We start from the raw sequence: 24775 nt of genomic DNA, 5'->3' as shown, positions 1-24775 counted from the left end.
CCTCACACTGGTCGGCGCGACAGCAAAGGGATGCCCGGGATGCTCCTCAGAACGACGCGTATGAAGCCGTGGCGACGACTGGCGGCGGCCCTGTCCGCCGCCGCGCTCGGCGTCGGACTCCTCGCGGGGTGCGGTTCCGACTCGGACGACCCGGCGGACAAGGCCGGCGACGGCACCCCGGCCGCCGCCGGTGCCTTCCCGGTCACCGTGGAGCACGCGTTCGGAACGACGAAGATCGACAAGGCGCCCGAGCGGGTCGTCTCCGTCGGCTACACCGACGACCAGACCGTCCTGGCCTTCGGCATCAAGCCCGTCGGCATGGTCGACCAGTACCCGAACCCGGCCGGTCAGAGCCCCGACATCAACACCCAGTGGCCCTGGGTGAAGGACAAGTGGGGAGACACCAAGCCCGAGGTCATCATGAAGAACGGTGACACGGGCCCCAACTACGAGAAGATCGCCGCCCTGCGCCCCGACCTGATCGTCGCGGTCTACTCCGAGATCGACCGGGCCGCCTACGACAAGCTCTCCAGGATCGCGCCCACGGTGGGCCGCACCAAGGGCGAGAAGGAGCCGTTCAGCGCTCCCTGGCAGGACAACGCGCTGCACATCGCCAAGGCGCTCGGCAAGGCCGAGGAGGGCGAGGAGATGGTGGCCGACATCCAGGGCAAGCTGGACGCGGCCAAGCAGGCCCATCCCGAGTTCGCGGACCAGACCGCGGTGGTGCTCTCCTGGTACAAGGACTCGGTGGCGCCGTTCACCTCCACCGATGTGCGCGGACGGCTCGTGACCGGCATCGGCTTCAAATACCAGACCGAGATCGACGAGGTCGCCGGCGGCGACTTCTACACCACGCTCTCGCCCGAGCGCGTCGACCTGGTCGACGTGGACCGCGTCTTCGTCATCAACGACAAGGCGGACCAGGACGCGCTGAAGAAGTTCAAGCTGTTCACCAACCTGGACGCCGTAAAGAACGGCAAGGTGTCCTACCTGCTGGACAGTGAGGGCCTGGCGGTCGGCGCGGCCATCTCCCAGGGCACCCTGCTGTCCATGCCGTACGCCGTCGACGAACTCGTCAAGGCGGCCGGGTAGGGGTGAGCGTCACCGACACCCGCGTCCCGACGGCCGTCCTGCGTACGGCGACCGGACGCGAGGCCGGCCGATGGGTCGCGGCGCACTGCCGCGAGGTGCCGTGGCTGACGGCGACCACCGTACTCACCACGGTGGCCGGAGCGGCGCTCCAGGTGCTTCCGGTGCTGCTGCTCGGCCGCGTGGTCGACGCGGTGGCCGGGGGAGAGTCGCGGTCCGTCCTGGTCACGATCGGGTCCCTGATGGTCGCCGCCGCGCTGCTCGGCGCGGCGGCGACCGCGGTGTCGACCTACCTCGTCGGACGGCTGGGCGCCGACCTGCTCGCCCGGCTGCGGGAGGGCGCCGTCCGCGCCGTGCTGGGCATGCCCAGCGCACGGGTCGAGCAGGTGGGACGCGGAGACGTGCTGTCCCGGGTCGGCGACGACGTCGCCGTGATCTCCAAGGGCATCCGCACGGCCGTACCCACGGTGTTCTCCGCGGGCGTCCTCGTCGTCATCGCCACGGCCGGCATGTTCGGCCTCGACTGGCGGCTCGGTCTGGCGGGCGCCGGCGCCCTGCCCGCCTACGCGCTGGCCCTGCGCTGGTACCTGCCGCGGTCCGCGCCGCTGTACCGCAAGCAGCGGGTGGCCCAGGCCGACCGCGCGCAGGCCCTGATCAGCGGCCTGAACGGCATCGACACGGTCCGGGCCTACCGGCTCGAGGGCGCCTTCCGCGAGCAGGTCACCCGACAGTCCTGGCGGGTGCGCGACCTCGGCATCGAGGTGTTCCGGTTCTTCGGCCGCTTCGTCGGCAGGGAGAACCGCGCCGAGTTCATCGGGCTGACCCTCATCATCCTGGTGGGCTACGCGCTGCTGGAGGCGAACGCGGCCACCCTGGGCGAGGTGTCGGCGGCCCCGCTGCTGTTCCACCGGCTGTTCACCCCGCTGGGCGCCATCATGTTCACCTTCGACGAGGCGCAGAAGTCGGGCGCGAGCCTGACCCGCCTGGTCGGCGTGCTGGGCGAGGAGGCCGAGGACCGGCTGGTGGGCGACGAGTCCGTCGACGCTCCGGCCGGACCGTACCCGGTGACGGTGCGCGGGCTGACGTTCACCTACCCGGGTGCCGAGCGGCCGGTCCTCAGCGACGTCGACCTGGCGATTCCGGCGGGTGGCTCGCTCGCCCTGGTGGGCGCCACGGGCGCGGGCAAGACGACCCTGGCCGCGCTGGTCGCGGGCATCGGGACGCCGCAGGCGGGGTCGGTGCGGGTCGGGCCGACCGACCTGGCCGGACTGGACGAGGCCGGGGCGCGGGCCCTGGTGAGCATCCTGACCCAGGAGACCCATGTGTTCTCCGGGCCCCTCGCCGACGACCTGCGGCTGGCCGCGCCTGGGGCCACCGACGACGAACTCCTGGACGCCCTGCGCACCGTTGGGGCCGCCGGGTGGGTCGAGACCCTGCCCGAAGGGCTGGACACTCCGGTCGGTGAGGGCGGCGAGCGCCTGGACGGGACCAAGGTGGCGCAGATCGCGCTGGCGCGGCTGGTGCTCGGCCGGGCACCGGTCGTGGTGCTGGACGAGTCGACCGCCGAGGCGGGCAGCGAGGGCGCCGCCGAGCTGGAACGGGCCGTACTGGCCGCGTGCGCGGGCCGCACCACGCTGTTCGTGGCGCACCGCCTGACCCAGGCGATGGCGGCGGACCGGATCGCCGTCCTGGACGCCGGACGGGTCGTCGAGGAGGGCACGCACGAGGAGTTGGTGGCTCTCGGGGGGCGCTACGCCCGGCTGTGGCGGGCCTGGCGCGAGGGCGGCCGGGCGGGGTAGTTAGGCATGCCTTAGTTAGGTTAGCCTGCCTTCATTCCTTGGCTGAAGGGGCGTTGAGTCTTCGATGATGGAACCGACCGCTTCTCTCGTCCGGCTTTCTCTTGGGCAGCTGACCGACATACGCCGGCGCACCGGCGACTTCTCCGACCGGGTCGTCGCCGAGGCGTGCGCCGTCGGACTGTCGTACTGGGCCTCGGGCAGCAGCCCCGCCGGCCTCGACCTCACCGCGGGCACCCTGTTCACCGATGTGCTCGCCTGGGTCGACAACGGCGGTACGGCACCGGGTGGTTGGGGCGTCGGCGCCGACGGCCGGAGCATCACCCTCCCGGACGGCGCCGTACCGGACGGCGCGCAGCTCGCGCTCGACGACCTGGCCGACTTCCCGGACCGTCCGCTCGGCACCATCGGCCCCTCCGCTCCGGCCCAGCGGCTGGAGAACCTCGCCAGGTGGAACGACACCGACGCCGACCGGGTCCGTCCCACCCTGGTGGCGATGTTCCGTGAACAGGCGCGCGCCAGGCCGGACGCCGTGGCCGTCGTCGACGACCGCCGCACCCTGACCTACCGTCAGGCGGACGAGCTGTCCGCCCAGCTGGCGCATCATCTGATCGCCCGCGGGGTCACCGCGGAAGACGTGGTCGGCATCTCCCTCGAACGCTCCGCCGACATGGTGATCGCGTTGCTCGGGGTGCTCCGGGCGGGCGGCGCGTTCGTCCCGCTCGACCCGCACTGGCCCGCCGAACGCAGGGCCGTCGTCGTCCAGGACGCCCGGGTCGTCGTACAGCTCAACCCCTCGGGCGAGCACGCCCCCAACGAGCCGGAGGCCGTCGCCGTGGACCTCGGCGACTGGCGGTTCGGCGACCACCCCACGGAGGGGCCCGAAGTCCCCCTCCCCGGCGACGCCCTGGCGTACGTGATCTTCACGTCCGGCTCGACCGGGCGGCCCAAGGGCGCCATGATCCGGCACGAGGCGATCAGCGAGCGCCTGCTCTGGCAGATCCACGAGGTCCTGGGCTTCGGCCACGACGACGCGTCGCTGTTCAAGGCGCCGCTGTCCTTCGACATCTCCGTCAACGAGATCTTCCTGCCCCTCGTCAGCGGCGGCCGGCTCGTGGTCCTGCGCCCCGGCGGCGAACGCGACCCCCACCACCTGCTCGGCGTGATCGCCGAACAGCGCGTCACCTTCACCTACCTGGTCTCGTCCATGCTGGACGTGCTGCTCGAGATGGCCGGTGACTCGGGGCGCCTCGACAGCCTCCGCCACGTCTGGTGCGGCGGCGAGGTGCTCACCCCTGAACTCTACGAACGCTTCCGCGCCCGGCTCGACATCCCCCTGTACCACGGCTACGGCCCCGCCGAGACGACGATCGGTGTCTCCCACGTCGTGTACCGGGGAGCGGCGGAGCGCCTGTCGACGTCGATCGGCAGGGCCAACCCCAACACCCGGCTGTACGTCCTGGACGACGAACTGCGTCCGGTGCCGGTCGGTGTCGGCGGCGAACTGTACGCGGGCGGACTGCTGCTGGGGCGCGGCTATGTCAACGCGCCCGGCCTCACTGCCTCCCGCTTCGTGGCGAACCCCTTCGCGAACGACGGCTCCCGCCTGTACCGGACCGGCGACCTCGCCCGCTTCGCCCCCGACGGCTCGCTCGACTTCCTCGGCCGCGCGGACAACCAGGTCAAGATCCGCGGCATGCGCCTGGAGATCGAGGACGTCGAGGTCGGCCTCGCGGAGCACCCGGGAGTGCGCCACACCTGCGTCGTCGCGAAGAAGAACCCGGCCGGCGGCACCTACCTGGTGGGATACGTCATCCCGGCCGCCGGCCACGAGGAACTGCGCCCGGACGAGGTCAAGACCTGGGCCGGCGCCCACATGGTGGAGTACATGGTGCCCGCCCACGTCGTCGTGATGACGGAGTTCCCGCTCACGGCGAACGGCAAGCTCGACCGCAACGCGCTGCCGGAACCCGTCGTCGGCACGCCCTCGGCCGTCCCGCCCGCCACCGACGAGGAACGGGCGGTGTGTACGGCGGTCGCGGCGCTGCTGCACCTCGACGAGGTCGGTGTCGACCAGGACTTCTTCCAGCTCGGCGGGGACAGCATCCTGGCCATGTCACTGCTGGGCGCGCTGCGCGACGCCGGGCTCCACGTCACGGCCGGGCAGATCCTCACCCACAGCACCGTGGGCGCGCTGGCGGCGGTGGCGAGCCGCGAGGACACCGCGACCGTGGACCACCGCGACGTGCCGACCGGGCCCGTTGCGGGATCCCCCGTGGTGCAGTGGCTCGGTGAAACCACCGACGCCGTCGACGGCTTCGTCCAGTCCGTCGTGCTCAACACCCCGGCCGGCCTGACCGCCGGAGCCCTCGACGCGGTCCTCGCCGCCGTCGTCCGCCGGCACCCCATGCTGCGGGCCAGACTGGTGCGCGGCGAGCGCTGGGGATTCGACATCCCGGAAGCGGACGACACGGAGGCGGAGGCGGACACTGGCGGCGTCCCGGCCGCGCACCTCTGGCAGACGAGCGACCGGCCCGTCGAGGAGTGCGTCGCCCTCGCCGCCCAAGGGCTGGATCCGGAGGGCGGCGCGATGCTGCGCGCGGTCTGGCGCCGCGAGACACGCCACCTGGTCGTCGTCGTCCACCACGTGGTGATCGACGGTGTGTCCTGGCGGGTGATCATGGAGGACCTGGCCACGGCATGGCGACGGTTCACCTCGGGCGCACCCGTCGAACTCCCGTCGACGGGAACGTCGTTCCGGCGCTGGACCCAGCTGCTGGAGCGCGCCGCGTTCGACGCGGACAGCTCCTGCTTCCGGCGCCCACTGCCGGGGCCGGACGAGCCGCTGGGCCGACGCGCTTTGACCCCGGACGACACGGTCGCACGCGAGCGCGTCCGGACCGTCCCGGTCGACGCCCGGACCACGGCCGCGCTCCTCGGCGAGACACCCGCGAAGTTCCACGCGGGCGTCAACGACGTACTGGTGACCGCGCTCGCCGTCGCCCTGGCCCGACGGCGCCGCGACCTCGGCCAGGACCAGACCTTCGCGCACATCGAACTCGAGGGCCACGGCCGCGAGCCAGGCTTCGTCGCCCCCTCGGCCGGCTTCGAGCCGGAACTCTCCAGAACCGTCGGCTGGTTCACCACCCTCTTCCCGGTGACCGTCGACCCCGGCCCGGCCACCGACCTCACCGCACCCGGCTACCTGGCCGCCGCCCTCAAGGCGGTCAAGGAAGACCTCGCCCGCGTCCCGGACAACGGCGTCTCCTACGGCGCCCTGCGCCATCTGGCCCAGGTCACCTTCGACGCCCCCGCTCCCCAGGTGCTCTTCAACTACCTGGGCCGCTTCGACGCCGGCTCGTCGGACGACTGGCAACTCGCCCGCACCACGGGACAACTGGGAGAAAGGCGCGACCCGCGCATGCGCCTGCCCCGCGCCCTGGAATTCAACGCGATCGCCGAACCCGGGCCCACCGGCGGGTACGAACTGGTCACCGCCATCTCCTGGCCCGACGGTGTGTTCACCGACGCGGACATCGCGACCCTCGGCACCTACTACCAGGAGGCGCTCACCGGGCTGGCCGCGCTGGAGAGCGGCGGCCACTCGCCCAGCGACTTCCGCCCGCTGCCCCTCACCCAGGCCGACGTCGACGCCCTGGACGGCCCCGCGCTGCGCGACATCCTCCCGCTGACGCCGTTGCAGGAGGGCCTCTACTTCCACTCGGTCTACGACGGCGAGGCCACCGGCAGCTACGTCGAACAGCAACTGCTCACGCTGGACGGCGAGGTGGACCCCGGCCGGCTGGCGGCGGCGGCCACCCGTCTGCTCACCCTCCACCCGAACCTGGCGGCCCGCTTCGTGGCCCTCGCCGACGGGCGCGTCGTCTCCGTGCTGGAGAGCGGAGCGGAGGCGCCCTTCACCCTGCTGGACCGCCCCGGCATCACGGACGACGAGATCCGCGCCCACGCCGAGCGCGACCGCCGCGCCGGATTCGACCTGGCCGCCGGCCCGCTGATGCGCTGCACACTGATCCACGCCGGAGCCCGCCGGCACGTCCTGGTGCAGACGGTGCACCACATCGTCGCCGACGGCTGGTCGGTGCCGCCCATGCTGCGCACCCTGCTGGCCGAGTACCACTCACCCGGTTCCGGGTACGCCCTCGGCGGCTTCCCCGACCACACACGCCGCCTCGCGGCACGCGACGACGAGGCGAGCGACCGGGTGTGGGACGGGCAACTGGCCGGACTTCCCGGCCCGTCGCTCATCGCCGAAGGACGCACACCCTCCGAGCACTTCGCCGACATCGCCGCGACGGCGGACACCGACGTCGACGCCGCGGCCCGGTCGGCCGGTGTGCCGCTGAGCGTCGCCGTGCACAGCGCCTGGGCGCTCACGCTGGGCGGCATCCTGCACCGCGACGACGTCGTGTTCGGCTCCACGGTGTCCGGCCGCGACGCGGACGTGCCCGGCATCGAGGACATGGTGGGCCTGTTCATCAACACGGTCCCCCTGCGCGCCCGCTGGACCGCCACCACGACCGCGGGAGAACTCCTCGCCTCCGTCAGGGCGCACCAGAGCGCGGTACTGCCGCACCAGCACGTCTCGCTGGCGCGCATCAGCCGCCGGGCCGGCGCCGGTGCGCTCTTCGACACCCTGGTCGTCTTCGACGTGGCGACCGACGTGCACGCGCTGCGGCGGCCCGGCGACACCCTCGTCGTCACCGGCATCGTCAACGAGGGCGCCCCCCACTACCCGCTGACCCTGGTGGTGGAGCGCACGCCCGACGGCGGCCCGCGCTTCAACCTCATCCACGACGCGGAGCTGCTGCGGGAGACCGAAGTCCGCGAGATCCTGCGCACGTTCACCCGCAACCTCACCGGTCTGCTCACCCGGCCGGACGCCCCCGCCGGCGACCTGGCATCCGGGGGCGATGGACACGTCGAGCCGGTCGCCCCCGCCACCCTGGGCGAACTGCTCGACACCGCGGCGCACCGTGACCCGGCCGCCACCGCGGTCACCCAGTGCGCCCTCGACGGCAGCACCCGCTCCCTGACCTACGGCGAACTGACCGAACGGAGGGACGAGCTGGCCGCCGTACTGCGCGCGGCCGGTGTCGGTCCCGGCCGGCGGGTCGCCGTCGCCGTGCCGCGCTCCGTCGAGCAGGTGGTCGCCCTCGTCGCCGTCGTCGGGGCGGGCGGCGCGTACGTACCCCTGGACCTGGCGTACCCGGACGAACGCCTCGAGTACGTCCTCGCCGACTCCGCCCCGCAGGTCGTTCTCGTGGAAGCCGAGCACCGCGACCGGTTCACCCGGCTGCTGGCCCGCGCGGGCGTGCCGGCCCGCGTGCTCGTACCGGGGGAGGAGCACGCGCCCACCGTCGCGGAGCCCGCACCCGCGGCCCGGTGGCAGGACCCCGCGTACGTGATCTACACGTCCGGCTCGACCGGCCGGCCCAAGGGGGTCGTCGTCCCGCACTCGAGCGTGGTGACCCTGCTCGCCCGCACCCGGCCCGCGATGGCCTTCGGCCCGGACGACGTGTGGGTCCAGTTCCACTCCTTCTCCTTCGACTTCGCCGTCTGGGAGCTGTGGGGCGCACTCACCCACGGCGCCGAGCTGCTGATGCCGGAGTACGGTCTGACCCGTTCCCCGGTCGACTTCCACCGCCTGGTCCGCGAGCGCGGGGTGACGGTGCTCAACCAGACACCGTCGGCCTTCCACCGCTTCGCCGAGGCCGACCGGCACGCGGGCGAGCCGCTGCCCGCACTGCGCCGGATCGTCTTCGGCGGTGAGGCGCTGGACCTCGGGCGGCTGCGCGACTGGGCCGAGCGGCACGGCACCGACTCGCCCGAGCTGGTCAACATGTACGGCATCACCGAGACCACCGTCCACGTCACCCACCGGGTGCTGACCGCCGCCGACTTCGCTCCCGGCGCCGTCGGCACCAGCCCCGTCGGCGGCCCGGTCCCGGGCCTCGTCACCCACCTGCTCGACGACCGGCTCCGGCCGGTGCCGCCCGGCCGGGTGGGCGCCATCTACGTCGCCGGTGACCAGGTGTCCCTCGGCTACCTGGGCAGGCCGGGGCTGACCGCGGGCCGGTTCGTCGCGAATCCGTTCCGGGCGGACGGCTCCCGCATGTACCACACGGGTGACCTGGCCCGCCGGACGTTCGACGGCGAGCTGGAGTTCGTCGGCCGCGCCGACGACCAGGTGCAGCTGAAGGGGTTCCGCATCGAGCCGGGCGAGGTGGAGTCCGCGATCCGCGACCTCGACGGCGTGGTCGACGCCGCGGTCACCGTGGCGGACAGCGAGGACCACCTGGTCGCGCACGTCGTGGGCCGGGTGCCCGCGGACCTCACCGCGCTCCTGGCCTCGAAACTCCCGGCGCACATGGTGCCGGGCCGGGTGCTGCCCGTGGACGCACTTCCGCTGACGCTCAACGGCAAGCTGGACCGCAGGGCGCTCACCGAGCGCGCGGCGCCGGCCCCGGCGGTGAGCGGTGGTACCGCCGTCGGTGGTGTGGCGAGCAGCGGCGTACCGCACAGCGGCGTACGGGACAGCGGCGCGCCGGACGGCCGGGACGGCTCCGCGCTCGCCGTCGTCGTCGGCATCTTCGCCGAGACACTGCCCGGCTCCGCCCCGGACGCCGACACCGACTTCTTCGCCGCCGGAGGCGACAGCATCGTCGCCATCACGCTCATCAACCGGGCCAGGGCACTCGGCCTGCCGATCGCACCCCGCGACGTGTTCCTGCTCCGCACCCCCCGCGCACTTGCCGGGCACCTGGACACCCGCGCCTCCGGGGTCACGCCACCCGCCCCCGCCCGCCACGAGGACGGCCCGCTGCCGCCCACACCGATCATCCTGCGCCGGCGGCGACTGGGCGGATCCCTCGCCCGGTTCGCCCAGGCCAGAACGCTGACGGCACCCGACGGGACCGGCTTCGCCGACGCGGAGCGCGCCGCGCGGGCCGTCGTCGCCACCCACCCGGCGCTGCGACTGCGCCTGCGCGTCGACCACGGGGTGTGGTCCCTGTCCACGGAACCCCTCCGCGAGGTCACCGTCGCCCGCGCGGCCGGCACCGACACGACGACCGCGGCCGACGAGGCGGCCGGACGGCTCGATCCCGAGACCGGCGGCGTCATCGCCTTCACCTGGCTGGAGGCGAGCCGCACCCTCGTGGTGGCGGTGCACCACCTCGCCGTCGACGCCGTGTCCTGGCTCATCCTGCTGGACGACCTGGCCGACGCCATGCGCGGTGCGGCCCTGGCACCGCCGACCACGTCCTACGCCGACTACGCCCGAGCACTCACCCACCGGTCCGCCCAGGAGACCGACATCCTGGCCCGCTGGCTCACCACGCTCCAGGCCCCCGCACCGCTGCCCGCCGCCGGGAACCCGCGCGAGCGGACGGCGGTACTCGCCCCCGAGGTGAGCACCCGCGTCACGCGCACCGCGCCCGCCGCACTGGGCGTCGGCCTCACCGAACTGCTGTGCGGAGCACTGCGCGCCGCGCTGACCCGCGTCCAGCCGGCGCCCACGGACCTGGCGGTCGATCTGGAGCGGCACGGCAGGGTCCCGGCCCTCGACCACCACGACTACACCCGCACCGTCGGCTGGTTCACGTCCATCGCGCCGGTACGGCTCACCGCGCACACCGACCCCGTCGCCGCGGCCCGCGAGGTCGCCGAACGCCAGCCGGACGAGCGCGCGCACGCCGACTACGGCGGGCTCAGGTACCTCAACCCGCAGACCGCCCCGCTGCTCGCCACCGCCCACCCGCAGGTCCTGTTCAACTACCTGGGCCGCGGCGGCGAGTCGGAGGTCCCGCGGATCACCGGTGGCGACGGCGGCAGCCCGTACGCCGTCGAGGTGAACGCGTGGACCGACGCCGCCACCGGCAGCCTGCACGCGGCCTTCACCCTCGCCGAGGGCGTCCCCGACGAGATCACCGAGCACTGGCACCGCGCGCTGGAACGCATCGCGGACGCCGCCGCGACGGCCGAGCGGACGGCGCCGGTCACCCCCCTCCAGCGCGGGCTGTACTTCCAGGCGCAGCTGACGGGCCCGGCGGGACACTACGTCGCCCAGAGCTGGTTCACCTTCGAACGGCGCCTGGACGCCGACGCGTTGTCCCGGGCGGTGGCACACGTGCTCGCACGGCACCCGGCCGCGGGCGCGGGCTTCACCACGGACGAGGACGGGAACCCCGTCCAGGTCCTCGCCGCGGGACGCCGGGCCGACGTGCGCACGGCCGAAGCGGCGACCGAGGAGGAGGCGGAAGCCCTGCGGCTCAGGGACCGGGAGACGGGCTTCGACCCCGGTGAACCGCCGCTGATCCGGCTGACCGTGGTCCGCCTGCCCGGCGACCGCGACGGACTGCTGCTCAGCTACCACCTGCTGCTGTGGGACGGCTGGTCCCGCGAGATCGTGCTGCGCGACCTGTTCGACGCCTACCGCGCCGTCCTCGAGGGCACGCCCCTGGACGCCGTACCGGCCGACCCGGGCTTCGAGGACCACGCGAGGGCCCTCGCCGCGAAGGACCCGGCCGCGTCGGAACGCTTCTGGGCGCGGCACCTCGCCGGTCTGCCCGGCCCGACCCTGCTCGCCGGACCGGCGCCGTCCCTGCCCGACGGCCTGCCGCGGGCGCTCGTGCGGACGCTGACCACCGGGCAGTCGGACGCCCTGCGGGAGGCGGCCCGGACCCACGGCGTCACCCTGAACACCGTGCTGACCGGCGCCTTCGGCCTCTTCCTCGGCGCCCGCACCGGCCGCGCCGACGCCGTCTTCGGCGTGACCGTCTCCGGCCGGGAGGGCGAAGGACTGGCCGACGTCGTCGGCGTCCTGCTCAACACGGTGCCCATGTGGACGCGGGCCCGGCCGCACGACACGGTCCGCGCCTACCTGACGGCCGTACAGGCGGCCCGGATCGAGGCCATGGAGCACGAGCACCTCGGGCTGGGCGAGATCCAGCGGGCCGGCGGCCACGACACGCTGTTCGACAACCTGTTCGTCCTCCAGAACTTCCTGGACCTGGACGCCTTCGCCGCCATGAACGCCCGACACGGCATCACCTCGGTGCGGGCCGACGACTCGACCCACTATCCGTTCACCTGGGTGATCACCCCCGGCGACCGGCTCACCGTCAAACTGGAGTACCGCGACCACGACACCGCCGGTGCCCGCGGCCTCCTCGACGCCTACCTGCGCGTGCTCGACGACCTGACCGGGACCGCCGGGCCCACGGGGACGATCGGGTCCCTTCCCGGCCCGGTGCCCGCGCCCGAGCCCGCCGCACGCACCGACGTCGGCACGGAGACCGTCGTGGACCGCTTCGACCGGGCGGCCGACCGCGCCCCGCGACGGACGGCGCTCGTCGCCCACGGCTCGGCCATCACCTTCGCCGAACTGCGGGACCGCAGCCGGGCACTGGCGGGTGTGCTCGTCCGGCGCGGCATCGGCCCGGAGACGACGGTGGGCCTCGCGATCCCGCGCTCCCTCGACTCGATCGTGGCCCTCTTCGCCGTACTGCGCACCGGCGCCGCGTACGTACCGCTGGAACTGGACCACCCCGACGAGCGGATCGCCGCGATCGTCGAGGACGCCCGCCCGGACGCCGTACTCACCCTGAGCACCGTGGCGCATCGCCTCGCCGGCGCCGTCGGCCTGATCGAGCTGGACCGTCCGCTGCCCGGGGCCGAGCCGTTCGTGACGTTCGCGCCGGACGACCCGCACCGGCTGCGGCACCCCGCGTACACGATCTACACCTCCGGCTCGACCGGCCGGCCCAAGGGGGTGGTGACCGAGTACGCCGGACTCACCAACATGCTGGTCAACCACCAGCGGCGGATCTTCGGACCGGTCCTGGCGGCGCACGGTCACCGGACCTTCCGCATCGCCCACACCGTGTCGTTCGCCTTCGACATGTCGTGGGAGGAACTGCTCTGGCTCGCCGACGGCCACGAGGTGCACATCTGCGACGAGGAACTGCGCCGCGACGCACCCAGGCTGGTCGACTACTGCCTGGAGCACGGGATCGACGTCGTCAACGTCACCCCGACCTACGCGCAGCAACTGGTCGCCGAGGGACTGCTCGACGACCCGGACCGCCGGCCCGCGCTGGTGCTGCTCGGCGGCGAGGCCGTCACCCCGGCACTGTGGACACGGCTCGCCGAGACCGAGGGCACCGTCGGCTACAACCTGTACGGGCCCACCGAGTACACCATCAACACCCTCGGCGTCGGCACCTTCGAGTGCCCGGACCCGGTGGTGGGGGTCGCGATCGACAACACGGACGTGTACGTCCTGGACCCGTGGCTGCGCCCCGTGCCCGACGGCGTCCCCGGCGAGCTGTACGTCGCGGGCGTCGGCATCGCCCGCGGCTACCTCGGGCAGCCCGCCCAGACCGCGCACCGCTTCGTCGCCTGCCCGTTCGGCGCACCCGGCGAGCGCATGTACCGCACCGGCGACCTGGCGGTGCGGCGCCCGGACGGGAACCTGAGCTACCTCGGCCGCACCGACCAGCAGGTCAAGATCCGCGGCCACCGGGTCGAACTCGGCGAGGTCGAGGCCGTGTTCGCCGCGCACCCGGCGGTCCGGTTCGCCGCCGCCGTCGCCCAGCCCGACCCGCAGGTCGACGGCGCCCACCGGCTGGCCGCCTACCTGGTGCTGGACGGTGCCGATCTGGCCGAGGTCGCCGCCGAAGTGGGCGCCACACTCCCGGACTTCCTCCGTCCCACGCACTACGCCCGGGTCGACGGCATCCCGCTCACCGTGAACGGGAAGGCAGACACCAAGGCGCTCCCGGAGGCCAAGCCGCTGGGAGCGCTGACCACGGCGGGGGAGCGCCCCCCGGAGACGGAGACCGAGACCACGGTGTGCGCACTCTACGCCGAGGCACTGGACCTGGACGACGACGAGGTGAGCGCCATGAGCGACTTCACGGCCCTCGGCGGCCACTCCATGCTGGCGGTGCGGCTGACCGGGCTGCTCCGCCGGGAGTACGGTCCAGTGATCACCATCCGCGATCTGTTCACCCTGCGAACCCCGGAAGCGATTGCCCGCCACCTCGATGACCACTCCTGACACCCAGCGGCCCCGCGCGGGGGCCGACATCCTCCGTACCGCCCTGCGGCGCAACGTCGGCGCGATGGCCTGGGGCACCCTCCTCATGGGCCTCTACCAGGCCGGTGAGACCGCCTTCCCCATCGCGCTCGGCCTGATCGTCGAACACACCATGCGGCACCGGAGCCCGGAGGCGCTCGGCGTCTCCGTCGCCGCCCTCGCCGTGATCATCACGACCGTGTCGCTGTCCTGGCGGTTCGGGATGCGGATCCTCCAGAAGGCCAACACGACCGAGGCGCACCGCTGGCGGGTCCGGGTGGCCGGCGCGGGGCTGCAGCCGGTCGCCGGGGACGTCGACCTCAAGTCCGGCGAGGTGCTGACCATCGCCACCGAGGACGCCGACCAGACCGCCGACATCATCGAGGTGGTGCCGCTGCTGATCAGCTCGCTGGTCGCGGTCCTGATCGCGGCGGTCGCCCTGGGACTGGCCGACGTCCGGCTGGGGCTGCTGGTCATCGTGGGGACGGTCGCGATCCTGTCGATCCTCAGCGTGATGTCCAAACGCATCGGCTCCAGTACCCGCGAGCAGCAGGCGCGGGTGGCGCGGGCGGGCGCCAAGGTCGCCGACCTCATCATCGGCCTGCGTCCGCTGCACGGCTTCGGCGGCAACCACGCGGCGTTCCGCGCCTACCGCCGGGTCAGCACCGACGCGAAGCGCCAGTCGGTCACCGTCGCCCGGGTCGGCGGCGTCTACGCGGGCACCGCACTGGCCCTCAACGCGGTACTCGCCGCCGCTGTGACCCTCACCGCGGGGTGGCTGGCCTTCGAGGAGCGGATCAACATCGGTGAACTCGTCATGGCCGTGGGCCTCGCGCAGTTCATCATGGAACCGCTGAAACTGTTCTCGGAGATGCCGAAGTACGTGATGATCGCGCGCGCCTCCGCCGAGCGGATGGCACTCGTACTCACCGCACCACCGGTGACGACACCGGGGACGGAGCGGCCCGCCCGGGGCGTCGGCCTGGAGGTCGACTGCGTCCGCCACGGGACGCTGCGCAAGGTGCGGTTCCGGGTACCGGCCGGCGAGTTCGTGGCCGTCGCCGCGTACCAGCCGCGCGCCGCGGCCGACCTCGCGGCGGTCCTCGCCCTGAACGTCCCGCCGGACGCCTACGAGGGCACGGTGCGGGTCGGCGGACGGGACCTCGCGGACCTGGCGGTCGAGGCGGTCCGTGAGCACTTGCTGGTCAACCCGTACGACGGCGAGATCTTCGCGGGCACCCTGCGGTCCAACATCGACCCCTCCGGCACCAGCCGCACCGTCCCCGAAGCGGTCGAGGCCTCGATGCTGACCGACGTCGTCGCCCTGCACCGGGAGGGGCTCGACTACGCCGTCCGCGACCGGGGCGCCAACCTCTCCGGAGGCCAGCGCCAGCGGCTCTCCCTGGCCCGCGCCCTCGCCGCCGACACCGACGTCCTGGTGCTGCGCGACCCGACCACGGCCGTCGACGCCGTCACCGAACAGCTCATCGCGCGGGGCGTCGCCGAACTGCGCCGGGGCCGCACCACCCTGGTGATCACCAGCAGCCCCGCCCTGCTGGACGCCGCCGACCGCGTGCTCGTCCTGGACGACGGCGTCGTCACCGCCGAGGACACCCACCGCCGCCTCCTGGCCACGGACGAGGAGTACCGCCTGGCAGTGACCAGATGACCGGCTCGCCCGTTGAGCAAGTGCCCCCGCGCCGGATGTTTGGCCCGGCGCCGACGGGAAAGGGGCTCTGTGATCACCGGAGATGACAATCCGGTGCAAAGCGTGTGGAAAAGCAACCGCAAGGAGGTATCGATGTCCTCGAAACGACGCCGCAAGAAGAAGGCCCGCCGCAAGAACGGCGCCAACCACGGCAAGCGCCCCCAGAGCTGAGGACGCCACGCCGCAGCGGGCGGGCGGCAGCCGTGTCGCCCGCCCTCGCGTTCAGGCCGTGCGGTCCCGCGCCAGAGCCCAGGCCACGTCCCTGACCAGGGCGTGCCGCCAGCCCGCCCGGTCGTGGCCCGACGCCGACCGGGAGACCCGTACGGTCGCACCGGCCCGCTCGGTCAGGTCCTCCACGAGGGCGCAGTGCGGGAGCATCCGCGTCTCGTGCTCGCCCACGTCGAAGGCGATCCGCAGGCCGGAGAGATCGGGGCGCTCGCGCAGACGAGCCGCCAGGGCACCACCGGGCGGGCCGCCCAGCGGGTCCGCCCCGTGCACCGCACCCGGCGTCCACCACACCGACGGCGACTGGCAGGCCACCCGCGACACCAGACCGGGGAACTCCACGGCCGCGTACAGCGCGCTCAGTCCGCCCAGGCTCTGCCCCGCGACCACGAGCCGGTCCCGTTCGGCGGGCACACCGCTCCGGGCCACGAGCGGCAGCACCTCGTCCCGTACCGCCTCCCACAGCCCGGGCCTGCATCCGAACTCGGCCGCGCGGTCCCCGGCGGGCAGGAACACGAGAGTGACCGGCGGCATCTCGCCGCTCGCGACGGCCGAGTCGAACGCGGTCGTGGCCGGGTGCAGGTACAGCCAGTCGTCCCCGTCGAGCAGCAGCACCACCGGCCCGCCCCCGCCCGCCGCGTGGACCCGTACGGCACGCCGCCCACCGAGCCGCTCGCTCGTCCAGCGCAGCCGGGTCCGGGGGAGGGGCAGGACGACGTCGGCACCGACCGCGGGCCAGTGCGGCTGGAGCGGCGCGTCCGGCGTCGCGGCGACGGACCGGTCCCCGCCCGCGCCGGCCGGGTTGAGCGGGTCGGCGTACGCCGCGTCGCCCACCAGGAACCGATACGTCACCCGCAGCCGCGCCGGCATGCGCACCTCGGCGTACCAGCAGTCCGTGGCACCCCACCGGCGCAGCGGCACCGGATCCGACCAGCTCTCGAAAACGACGGTCGCCGCCTCGGACCCGCGCCGCAGGAACAGGGTCGCCCAGCCGTCGCCGTCCGGCACCGACGCGGGCGTGCGCGCGGCGGCCCAGAAGGCGTCGGTGCCGGGAGCCCCGCTCAGTCCGAACCCGGCGAACGGCTCTACCCCCGTCAACTCCATGAAGGTCTCCCGATGAAGGTCCTCTGGTGAAGGGCTCCTTGTGGAGCGCGAAGCCCGAAGGCTAAGCTCGCCTCATTAGGCGAGCCTAACCTAATTCCCCGGGAGGCTTCGGGCATGAGCACCAACCCGTTCGACGACGCCGACGGCCGTTTCCTCGTCCTCGTGAACCACGAGGGACAGCACTCGCTCTGGCCGTCCTTCGCGCAGGTGCCCGGCGGATGGACCGTCGCCCTCGAGGAGAACACCCGGGACGCCTGCCTGGAGTACGTCGAGACCAACTGGACGGATCTGCGGCCCCGTTCCCTGGCCGAGTCCGCCGACTCCTGACCGGCACCGCCCGCGCCGACGCCCCTCGACGCGGGCGGCGCACCTCAGGCGGACCCCGTGAACTCCCAGGTGCCGTGGGCGACCCGGTGGACGTCGAAGCCGGGCACCGACCGCAGGAACTCGGCCCCGCCGGGCGCCCCGGCACGTGACCCCTCGGCCACCGGGACGTGGACCTCGGCGTGCGACCCGACGGGTACCCGCACCGTCAGCCGCAGTCTGCCTCCCACCGCGGACCACGCCACCGACGCCTCCCCGCGCACGGTCCGCACCGAGGTCCGCGCCCAGTCGACGCCCGTGCGCGCGTCCGGGCGGACACTGAACGTGCGGTACCCCGCGTCGCCAGGCCGCAGTCCGGCCACGTTCTCGTACAGCCACTGGACGACGGTGCCCTGGAAGTAGTGGTCGCGCGAGCGGGAGTCCAGCGGCCACATCTCCCACATGGTGTCGGCGCCGTGGTCGTGCCAGTAGCCCCAACCCGGATACGTGCGCTGGGTGGCGACGGCGTGGGCGACGTCCGGGCGGCCGTGCGCGCACAGCACCCGCAGCAGCACGCTGGTGCCCAGCGCGCCCGTGTTCAGGTGGTCGCCGCGCTCCTCGATGTCCGCCACCAGGCTGTCGAGGACGGTGCCCCGGGCGCCCGCCGGCACCAGCCCGAACGCCAGCGGTATCGCGTTGGACGTCTGCCGGTAGTCCGGGTCCTTGGCCGTGCGGTAGTGACCGTCCGGCCCGAGGAACGTCTCGTTGAACGCGCTCCGCAGCTCCTCGGCGGCAGCCCGGTAACGCCGGGGGACATCGTTGTCGCCCGGGAGTCCGGACAGCGCCTCACCCAGCTCCGCGGTGTGCAGCAGCGCCCGGTACAGATAGGCCGTCGCGGTCAGCCGGGTGTCCTCCGGCGGGTTGCCGCCGTACCCGGGGGCCAGATAGTCGCCGAGCGCGGTGACGGCCAGCCCGTCCCGCAGCCGGGCGAGTTCCCAGTCCAGGTAGCGGGTCAGGGTCTCCCAGTGCTCCCGGGCCGCCCGTTCGTCCCCGTACACCCGGTACAACTCGCGGACGACGAAGGGGTACACGGTCGTCCACTCCGGGGACGGGCCGAGATCCCCGTACCCCCAGCCCCCGCTGGGCACGATCACCGGCAACTGTCCCTCGCCGGTCTGGCTGTCGGCGAGGTCGCCGAGCCACTTGGACAGGAAACGCTGCATCCCGAAGGCGTGGGTCATGACAGGCGTGCCGAGCTGGGCGTCCCCGGTCCAGCCGTTCTTCTCGTACATCGGCGTGTCGGTGGGGATGCCGTGCAGGTTGTTCAGCACGGTGCGCCGCATCGCCCGGTCCAGCCACTCGTAGAACGGCTCCGAGCAGGAGAAGGAGCCGACCTCGTCCACGCGGGAGTGCACCAGCCGGCCCAGCACGTCCCCCGGCTCCGGCCGCGCGGGCAGCCCGTGGACCTCGACGTACCGGAAGCCCTTGTACGAGAAGGCGGGCTCCCACACCTCCTCGTCCCGGCCGGCGCACACGTACTCGTCGGTCTGGAAGCGGCCCGGCACGTGCCCCGTCTCGGCGTGCACACCGCCGTCGTCCTCGCGCTTCTCGCCGTGGACGAGCCGGACCACCGTGCCCCCGGTGGCCCCGCGCACGGTCAGCCGGGTCCAGCCGGCCATGGTGCGGCCCATGTCCACGACGTACACGCCGGGGCGCAGCTCCTCGATCGCCTTCGGGCGGACGGTGCCGACGACTTCGATCGGGTCGTGCGGCTGCGCGCGCAGCGTGCCGCCGGGCGCCTCGCGCACCCCGGCCGCCCTCCACCCCGAGTCGTCGAACCCGGGCCGGGTCCAGCCGTCGGGTGCCCGTCGGGCGTCGTAGGTCTCCCCGGCGTACAGGGAGTTGGACCGGGTCGGTCCCTCGGTGATGCGCCACTCGCCGTCCGTGGCGACGGTGGTGCGGGTTCCGTCCGGGTGGTCGATCTCCAACTGCGCGAGCAGCCGGGGCTCGCCGTGCCAGGGAGCGCGGTGCCAGTTCCAGACATTGGGGGTCGTCATGCCGTAGAAGCCGCGCCCGAGGGTGACGCCGATGGCGTTCTCACCGCGCCGCAGCAGGCCGGTCACGTCGTGGACGGCGTACAGCACCGTCTCGTCGTAGTCGGTGAACCCCGGGTCGAGGACCTGGTCGCCGACGCGGCGGCCGTTGATCTCGGCCTCGTAGTAGGCGAGTCCGCTGATGTACAGGCGGGCGCGCGCGACGCGCCCCCGGACAGCGAAGGAGCGGCGCAGCAGCGGGGCGGGCGCCTCGGGGGCGGCGACCGTCACGCCGTCGCCCCAGGGGCCCTGGCCGTACGGGGCCAGGACGGCGGCCGGCTGCCAGGCGCCGTCGTCGAACCCGGGCCGCTCCCAGCCCTCCTGCGCCGTTTCGGCGGTGCGCCAGCCGTCGCCGGTGCGGAGTTCGTGGGTGCGTCCGTCCTCGGTCTCGACGACGAGGCGGGCGAGGAGGCCGCCGGGGTTCACGGCGGCACCGGGCCGGTTGGTGGCGAGGGCGGCGACGACGACGCCGTCACCGGCCGAGCGGACCGTCTCCGTGACGTCGGCGGTGCGCCCGGTGCGCCAGCCGTCGGTCTGCCGCGGCGCGTGGAGCACCTGCTGCCCGTGGACGTAGAGGGTGAAGTCGTCGTCGGCCGTGGCGCTCACCACGGCCCGCCTCACCACGGAACCCGTCGGCAGGGCGAGCACGGCGCGGAACCGGCGTTCGCCCTCCGGGGCGTCCGAGGAGGTCGCGCCGGAGGACCAGATCCAGGACGCGCCCTCCAGGGACGGCGGCGCGGGCGGCTCCTCGGCGCCGATCCAGCTCGCCCGCCAGCCGTCGGCCGGCAGTGACGTCTCCCACCAGCGGGCCTCGCTCCAGCCGGAGCGCCGGCCGGCGGCGTCCCAGACCCGGACCTGCCAGTGGTAGCGGGTACGGGGGAGCAGCGCGGGACCGCCGTAGGGGATGCCGACACTGCGGTCGGAGGTGACCCTGCCCGAGTCCCAGACCGTGTGGGTGCGTCGGCCCCGGCCCACGGAGTCCCGGGTCACCCGGATGTGGTAGGCACTCTGGCGGGCGCCGTGGCCCGGGGCGGCCAGTTCCCACGACAGGCGCGGGCGTTCGACGTCCGTGCCGAGCAGGTCTCCGGCGTACTCGACACTCGTCCGGACGACGTGGAGCCCGGTGGCCGTCTCCGGCCGGCCGTCGGCCGGTGCCGTGACGCCCGGCGCGGCACCGGCCGCGAAGGCCGGTCCGCCGGCGGTCAGCGCCGTGACACCGGCGGCGCCCGCGGTCGCCACGGCGCCGCGCAGGAAGATTCTGCGGTCCCAGCCCTCGGTCATGTGTGTCCGCCTTTGCTCGTCGTGCCGACGCGGCGGGGAGGAACCGTGCGGGTGACTCGCGTCGGCTGCCTGAAACCATGAGTGAAACGATTCAATGAAGCGTCTTCACGATCCTAGGCATGTCCTGTGGGGCGCGGCAAGGTGTCCGACGGCGGCCATCGCCGCGGCGGGCCCGGGCGGGGCATCGAGGGCGGCTCGGTCCGCGTCGCCCATTCCCGCCCCTTTTCCCCTTCCGTGAAATGTGCCTGACGGGGCGTCGGTGAATTGCCGTCGGAATCAGAAGTCCGCAGTTCTGTTAATTTTTGCGCCGCTCACCGATCTTGTCATGAGCGCGTCCGACTAGGAAGGTTCTCCGTGCGGACAGGGACTTCTTCCCCGCCCCGATCCGCACTTCCCCCACAAGCCGCCGCGGGCGGCTGTCCGGAAATGGAGAAAAGATGCTTCGTCTACGCGCGATCATGGCGTCAGGTGCCGCGGCGGCGGCGCTGGTCGTGTCCTCGGGCGCGGTCTCGGCGCACGGCACCACCGGGGCGGACTCTCCCGCGTCCGGCGGGAGTTACGAGGCCCGGATGGTGCGGGCGCTCGGCGACTCGCTGGGGATCAGTGACGCGAGCGCCGCCCGGCGGCTCGACTCGCAGGCCCGCCAGCAGTCGGTGCTCGGGACCCTGCGTTCCTCCGGTGTCGACCCGCGCGGAGCCTTCTTCGACGACGACGGCCGCCTGACGGTGAACGTCACCGACGCGAGCACGGCCCGCGAGGTCGAGGCCGCCGGGCTCGAGGCACGCACAGCACGGCACACCGTCGGCGAACTGGACGCCGTCAAGGCGGCGCTGGACGAGGCCGCGACGCGGGAACTGCCCACCGGCGTCCAGGGGTGGGGCGTCGACCCGGTGACGAACAAGGTGGTCGTCCAGGTGCGCGACGCGGCGACGGCGGCCGACCGGGAGTTCCTGGACAAGGCCGCGTCCTACGGGTCCGCGGTCGCCGTACGGGACAGCGACGGCAAGGCCGTCTCGATGGCCGGCACCGTCTATCCCGGCAGCCGGATGGACTACGGCAACCACTACTGCTCGGTCGGCTACGGCGCCCGGGACGCGTCGGGCCGGCAGGTCCTGGTCACCGCCGGACACTGTGTCGAGAACCTGCCCGACCTGTACTACGACGGCTCGCACTTCGCCAAGGGCACCACCACCCGGTTCCACCACGGACGGAACAGTGTCGACATGGGCCTCGCCTCCGTCGACGCGGGCTGGACCGTCGCGCCCCGGGTCGGCACGTGGAACAACGGCGGCGACATCGCCGTCGAGGGCAGCCGGCGGGCCCCGGTCGGGTCCGACTACTCGGTCACGTACACCGACCCCGGGCAGCCGGCCACCCTCGTGACCAACCTCGGGCTGAGCAACGCCTGCGACCTGGGCGGGGACAGCGGCGGTCCCTGGATATCCGGCAACCAGGGCCAGGGCATGACCTCGGGCGGCCAGACCGACAACCGGTGCAACGGCGTCTACGGGCAGGGCACCTCGTACTTCCAGCCGCTGGACGACACGCTGCGGTACTACGGACTGAGCCTGAACACCGCCTGACCGATGCGCGGGCCGTGCCCGGCGCGACGCTCTCCCCAGGCGCCGCGCCGAGCCGGTGGACCACCCGTACCCTGTGGTGATCCACGACGGCAGGGCTGCCCCGCCCACCTGCGGCCGCAGCCCTGCCGGCCCCCTGACAGAACCGTTCGGGAGCCGTCGATGAACCAGCGGGACGACCGGCCGGAGACGGACCGGCCGGAGACGGACCGGCCGGAGACAGACCGGCCGGAGACAGACCGGCCGGAGACAGACCGGCCGGAGACGGACCGGCCCGAGGGCGCGCGGCCCGAGGAGCACCGGCCCGAGGAGGCGCGGTGCGCGGACGGGGCCACCTTCGGGGAGGCCCTCCACCGGGCGCTGAAGGGGCGCGGACTGTCCTTGCAGCGTCTGCACCACCACCTCGGCGAGCGCGGCATCTCGGTGAGTCCGGTGACGCTCAGCCACTGGCAGCGGGGCCGCAGTCAGCCCGAGCGCCGGCAGTCCCTGCGGGCGGTGGCGGAGATCGAGGTGATCCTGCACCTGGCGCCGGGAACGCTGCAGACCCTGCTGGCCCACCGGCGCCCGCGCGGCAGGGCGCTCGCCCCGACGAACCGTGTGCCGGACGCCCTCTCCCGCGTCCTGAGCCCCGGCGCGCCCCTCGAGCGGGCCCTGGGAGCGGACGCCTACCGGTTCAACGAGAACCTCCTCACCCTGTCCGTGTCGGAGACCGTGCACCTCGACGACCACGGGTGCATCGAGCGCTACACGGTCTGCCACGTCGTGCGCGCCACCCGTGACGACGTACGGCACCTGACGGCCCACCACAACCTGGACGATCCCGGCACGCCCTCCGTGCAGGTGACCGTCAACTGCGGTCGCCTGGAGACGCTGTATTTCCGTCAGGAAGTCCGTTCCGCGGTATTCGACATCGGATTCGGGCGCGCTCTTCGCCGCGGGGAAACCGCGATCATCGACTACACGCTCGACATCGGCCCGCGGTGGAAACCCTCCAACCACCACGAACGCACTCTGCCCGTCCCGGTCCGGCAGTATCTCCTGCACATCTTCTTCCACCCCCGGCACCTTCCGTCGGCCGTGCACGGGTACTACCGCCACAACTCGGAAGCGGAGCGGGAGCAGATCCGCCCGCTCGGTCTGGACGCTTCCCACAGCGTCCACATACTGCCCGCGAAATGCCAGGCCGGTATTTACGGAATCGCCTGGGGCCGGCAGGAGGACGCCGGACCCCACGAGCGGCCACCGCAGTACTCAGCCGACTGACGCACGCCGCCGACGGTGCGCGTCCCCGCCAGGAGACGACGATGCTTCGATCCCGCTTCACCCTGGAAGCCACCCCCCGCCACCGTCCGCGCCGCGCGCAGGAGGATCGCCGCCACCGTGCGGTCGTGGGGTGTCCCGCTCTCCGAGGAGCAGCGCGTACGTCTCGAACTGGTGGGCTCGGAACTGCTCACCAACGGGCTGCTGCACGCGGGGGGACGGCTGGCCGTGGACGTCGTCCTGGACGAGCACCTCCTCGTCGTCGAGGTGTCCGACGGAAACCCGTCCCTGCCCCGGCGGCGCCGTGCGGGCCCCGACGCCGAAGGGGGACGTGGGCTCACCGTTCTCGACGGACTCTGCCTGCTGCGGGGCGCGGAGGCCACGGAGACCGGGAAGCGCTGCTTCGCGGTGCTCGACCTGAACGCCCCCGTCCGGTACGAGGAAGTACCGCCGCCGGATGCCCTCGTCGCCGGCGACGCCGGGCACGCGCGGTGGTCGCTCACGCCGGCCGGGGGACGGCTGCTGGGGGCGCTGCTCCCGGCGCCGGAGCGGCCGTCCCGGCCGTGGCCGTCGTAGGGCGGGGTCCGCCGGCCGCGCGGGTGTCGTGCTCGCGCGGCCTACCGCCACCCGTTCAGGAGCAGATCGAACACCGTCTCCACCGTCGCCCGCGGATCGTGCCGTCCCGCGGTCAGGGCGGGCACCTCGAGGACGAACCGGGCCAGGGCCGCGCACGCTGGGTCGTCCGGCTCCCGGCCGAGGTCCTGCGCGATCACGGTGCCCAGCGCGTCGGCGTGCCGCATCCACATGCGCTCCCCGTACTCCCGCAGCGCCGGAGTGCCGTTGACCAGTGCGGTGAAGCTCTCCCGGCGCGGATCGGTCGCGATCGGCACCCAGGACTCGAGGGCGTGCGCGCGGAGCGCCTCCACCACGCCCTGGCCCTCGGGCCGTTCGCGGACGGCGGCGGCCAGCGCGACGTCGACCTCCTCCTCACGGTCGAAGACCAGCGCCTCCTTGCTCGGGAAGTGCGCGAAGAGGGTCGTCGTCGAGACATCGGCCCGCTCGGCGACGTCGCGGACGCTGACGCGGTCGAAACCGTGCTCGAGGAAGAGCTCCAGGGCGGCGTCCGCGATGGCCTGCCTGGTCGCGGCCTTCTTGCGCTCGCGCCGGCCTGGGGTCGGAGAGTCGGGCATGGCGCCACTCTACCGCACGACCGGAACGACACAGAAAGTGTTCCC

Annotated in this window: 12 protein-coding genes; 9 read left to right on the top strand and 3 right to left on the bottom strand. The window is 73.3% G+C overall.

Going from position 1 to position 24775, the window contains the following annotated elements:
- Window positions 1–39: 39 nt before the first annotated feature.
- From OHA99_RS00760 to OHA99_RS00740, 5 genes are all read left to right on the top strand, one after another.
- A complete protein-coding gene (locus OHA99_RS00760) occupies window positions 40–1092 on the top strand; it encodes an iron-siderophore ABC transporter substrate-binding protein (RefSeq protein WP_405693480.1) in 1053 nt (350 codons plus the stop codon).
- Window positions 1093–1094: 2 nt separating this feature from the next.
- On the top strand, window positions 1095–2888 hold the full coding sequence (locus OHA99_RS00755) for an ABC transporter ATP-binding protein (protein ID WP_153176214.1): 1794 nt from the start codon (window positions 1095–1097) through the stop codon (window positions 2886–2888).
- Between the two features lie 64 nt (window positions 2889–2952).
- Window positions 2953–13968 carry an amino acid adenylation domain-containing protein gene (locus OHA99_RS00750; RefSeq protein WP_405693478.1) on the top strand — a complete coding sequence of 3672 codons (11016 nt, stop codon included), beginning with the start codon at window positions 2953–2955 and terminating at the stop codon, window positions 13966–13968.
- Window positions 13955–15655, top strand: coding sequence for an ABC transporter ATP-binding protein (locus OHA99_RS00745; protein ID WP_194279805.1), 1701 nt, complete (start codon window positions 13955–13957; stop codon window positions 15653–15655). Before OHA99_RS00750 ends, OHA99_RS00745 begins: the two co-directional genes overlap by 14 nt.
- Before the next feature lie 132 nt (window positions 15656–15787).
- Window positions 15788–15865, top strand: coding sequence for a 50S ribosomal protein bL37 (locus OHA99_RS00740; RefSeq protein WP_370454205.1), 78 nt, complete (start codon window positions 15788–15790; stop codon window positions 15863–15865).
- 51 nt (window positions 15866–15916) lie between these two features.
- On the opposite strand, the gene OHA99_RS00735 is transcribed toward OHA99_RS00740, so the two are convergent.
- Complete coding sequence (locus OHA99_RS00735; RefSeq protein WP_405693475.1) at window positions 15917–17023, bottom strand: alpha/beta hydrolase-fold protein; 1107 nt, start codon at window positions 17021–17023, stop codon at window positions 15917–15919.
- 114 nt (window positions 17024–17137) lie between these two features.
- Between OHA99_RS00735 and OHA99_RS00730 the strand changes: the two genes are divergently transcribed.
- Window positions 17138–17350: an MbtH family protein gene (locus tag OHA99_RS00730; protein WP_007389609.1), complete on the top strand. Its 213-nt coding sequence runs from the start codon at window positions 17138–17140 to the stop codon at window positions 17348–17350.
- 44 nt (window positions 17351–17394) lie between these two features.
- On the opposite strand, the gene OHA99_RS00725 is transcribed toward OHA99_RS00730, so the two are convergent.
- Complete coding sequence (locus OHA99_RS00725) at window positions 17395–20700, bottom strand: family 78 glycoside hydrolase catalytic domain (protein ID WP_405693473.1); 3306 nt, start codon at window positions 20698–20700, stop codon at window positions 17395–17397.
- A gap of 437 nt (window positions 20701–21137) precedes the next feature.
- On the opposite strand from OHA99_RS00725, the gene OHA99_RS00720 reads away from it, so the two are divergent.
- The 3 genes from OHA99_RS00720 (at window position 21138) to OHA99_RS00710 (ending at window position 24116) form a co-directional block, all read left to right on the top strand.
- The gene (locus OHA99_RS00720) at window positions 21138–22283 is read left to right on the top strand and encodes a S1 family peptidase (RefSeq protein WP_405693472.1); all 1146 of its coding nucleotides are present in this window, start codon (window positions 21138–21140) and stop codon (window positions 22281–22283) included.
- A gap of 159 nt (window positions 22284–22442) precedes the next feature.
- Window positions 22443–23543: a hypothetical protein gene (locus OHA99_RS00715; RefSeq protein ID WP_405693470.1), complete on the top strand. Its 1101-nt coding sequence runs from the start codon at window positions 22443–22445 to the stop codon at window positions 23541–23543.
- A 15-nt stretch (window positions 23544–23558) separates the two neighbouring features.
- A complete protein-coding gene (locus OHA99_RS00710) occupies window positions 23559–24116 on the top strand; it encodes an ATP-binding protein (RefSeq protein ID WP_405693468.1) in 558 nt (185 codons plus the stop codon).
- 41 nt (window positions 24117–24157) lie between these two features.
- On the opposite strand, the gene OHA99_RS00705 is transcribed toward OHA99_RS00710, so the two are convergent.
- Window positions 24158–24730, bottom strand: coding sequence for a TetR/AcrR family transcriptional regulator (locus OHA99_RS00705; RefSeq protein ID WP_164380732.1), 573 nt, complete (start codon window positions 24728–24730; stop codon window positions 24158–24160).
- Window positions 24731–24775: the final 45 nt, after the last annotated feature.

Origin of the sequence: Streptomyces coelicoflavus (assembly GCF_045041415.1) — a bacterium.
GTDB classification, from domain to species: Bacteria; Actinomycetota; Actinomycetes; order Streptomycetales; family Streptomycetaceae; genus Streptomyces; species Streptomyces coelicoflavus.
The sequence above is the reverse complement of the archived record's forward strand: the minus strand, read 5'-3'. Positions and strand labels throughout refer to the sequence as shown.

What these genes read in the sequence shown, in the direction of transcription:
- OHA99_RS00760 (WP_405693480.1), top strand. Translation starts at nt 40, where the DNA reads ATGCTCCTCAGAACGACGCGTATGAAGCCGTGGCGACGACTGGCGGCG.
- OHA99_RS00750 (WP_405693478.1), top strand. Translation starts at nt 2,953, where the DNA reads ATGATGGAACCGACCGCTTCTCTCGTCCGGCTTTCTCTTGGGCAGCTG.
- OHA99_RS00745 (WP_194279805.1), top strand. Translation starts at nt 13,955, where the DNA reads ATGACCACTCCTGACACCCAGCGGCCCCGCGCGGGGGCCGACATCCTC.
- OHA99_RS00740 (WP_370454205.1), top strand. Translation starts at nt 15,788, where the DNA reads ATGTCCTCGAAACGACGCCGCAAGAAGAAGGCCCGCCGCAAGAACGGC.
- OHA99_RS00735 (WP_405693475.1), bottom strand. Translation starts at nt 17,023, where the DNA reads ATGGAGTTGACGGGGGTAGAGCCGTTCGCCGGGTTCGGACTGAGCGGG.
- OHA99_RS00730 (WP_007389609.1), top strand. Translation starts at nt 17,138, where the DNA reads ATGAGCACCAACCCGTTCGACGACGCCGACGGCCGTTTCCTCGTCCTC.
- OHA99_RS00725 (WP_405693473.1), bottom strand. Translation starts at nt 20,700, where the DNA reads ATGACCGAGGGCTGGGACCGCAGAATCTTCCTGCGCGGCGCCGTGGCG.
- OHA99_RS00720 (WP_405693472.1), top strand. Translation starts at nt 21,138, where the DNA reads ATGCTTCGTCTACGCGCGATCATGGCGTCAGGTGCCGCGGCGGCGGCG.
- OHA99_RS00715 (WP_405693470.1), top strand. Translation starts at nt 22,443, where the DNA reads ATGAACCAGCGGGACGACCGGCCGGAGACGGACCGGCCGGAGACGGAC.
- OHA99_RS00705 (WP_164380732.1), bottom strand. Translation starts at nt 24,730, where the DNA reads ATGCCCGACTCTCCGACCCCAGGCCGGCGCGAGCGCAAGAAGGCCGCG.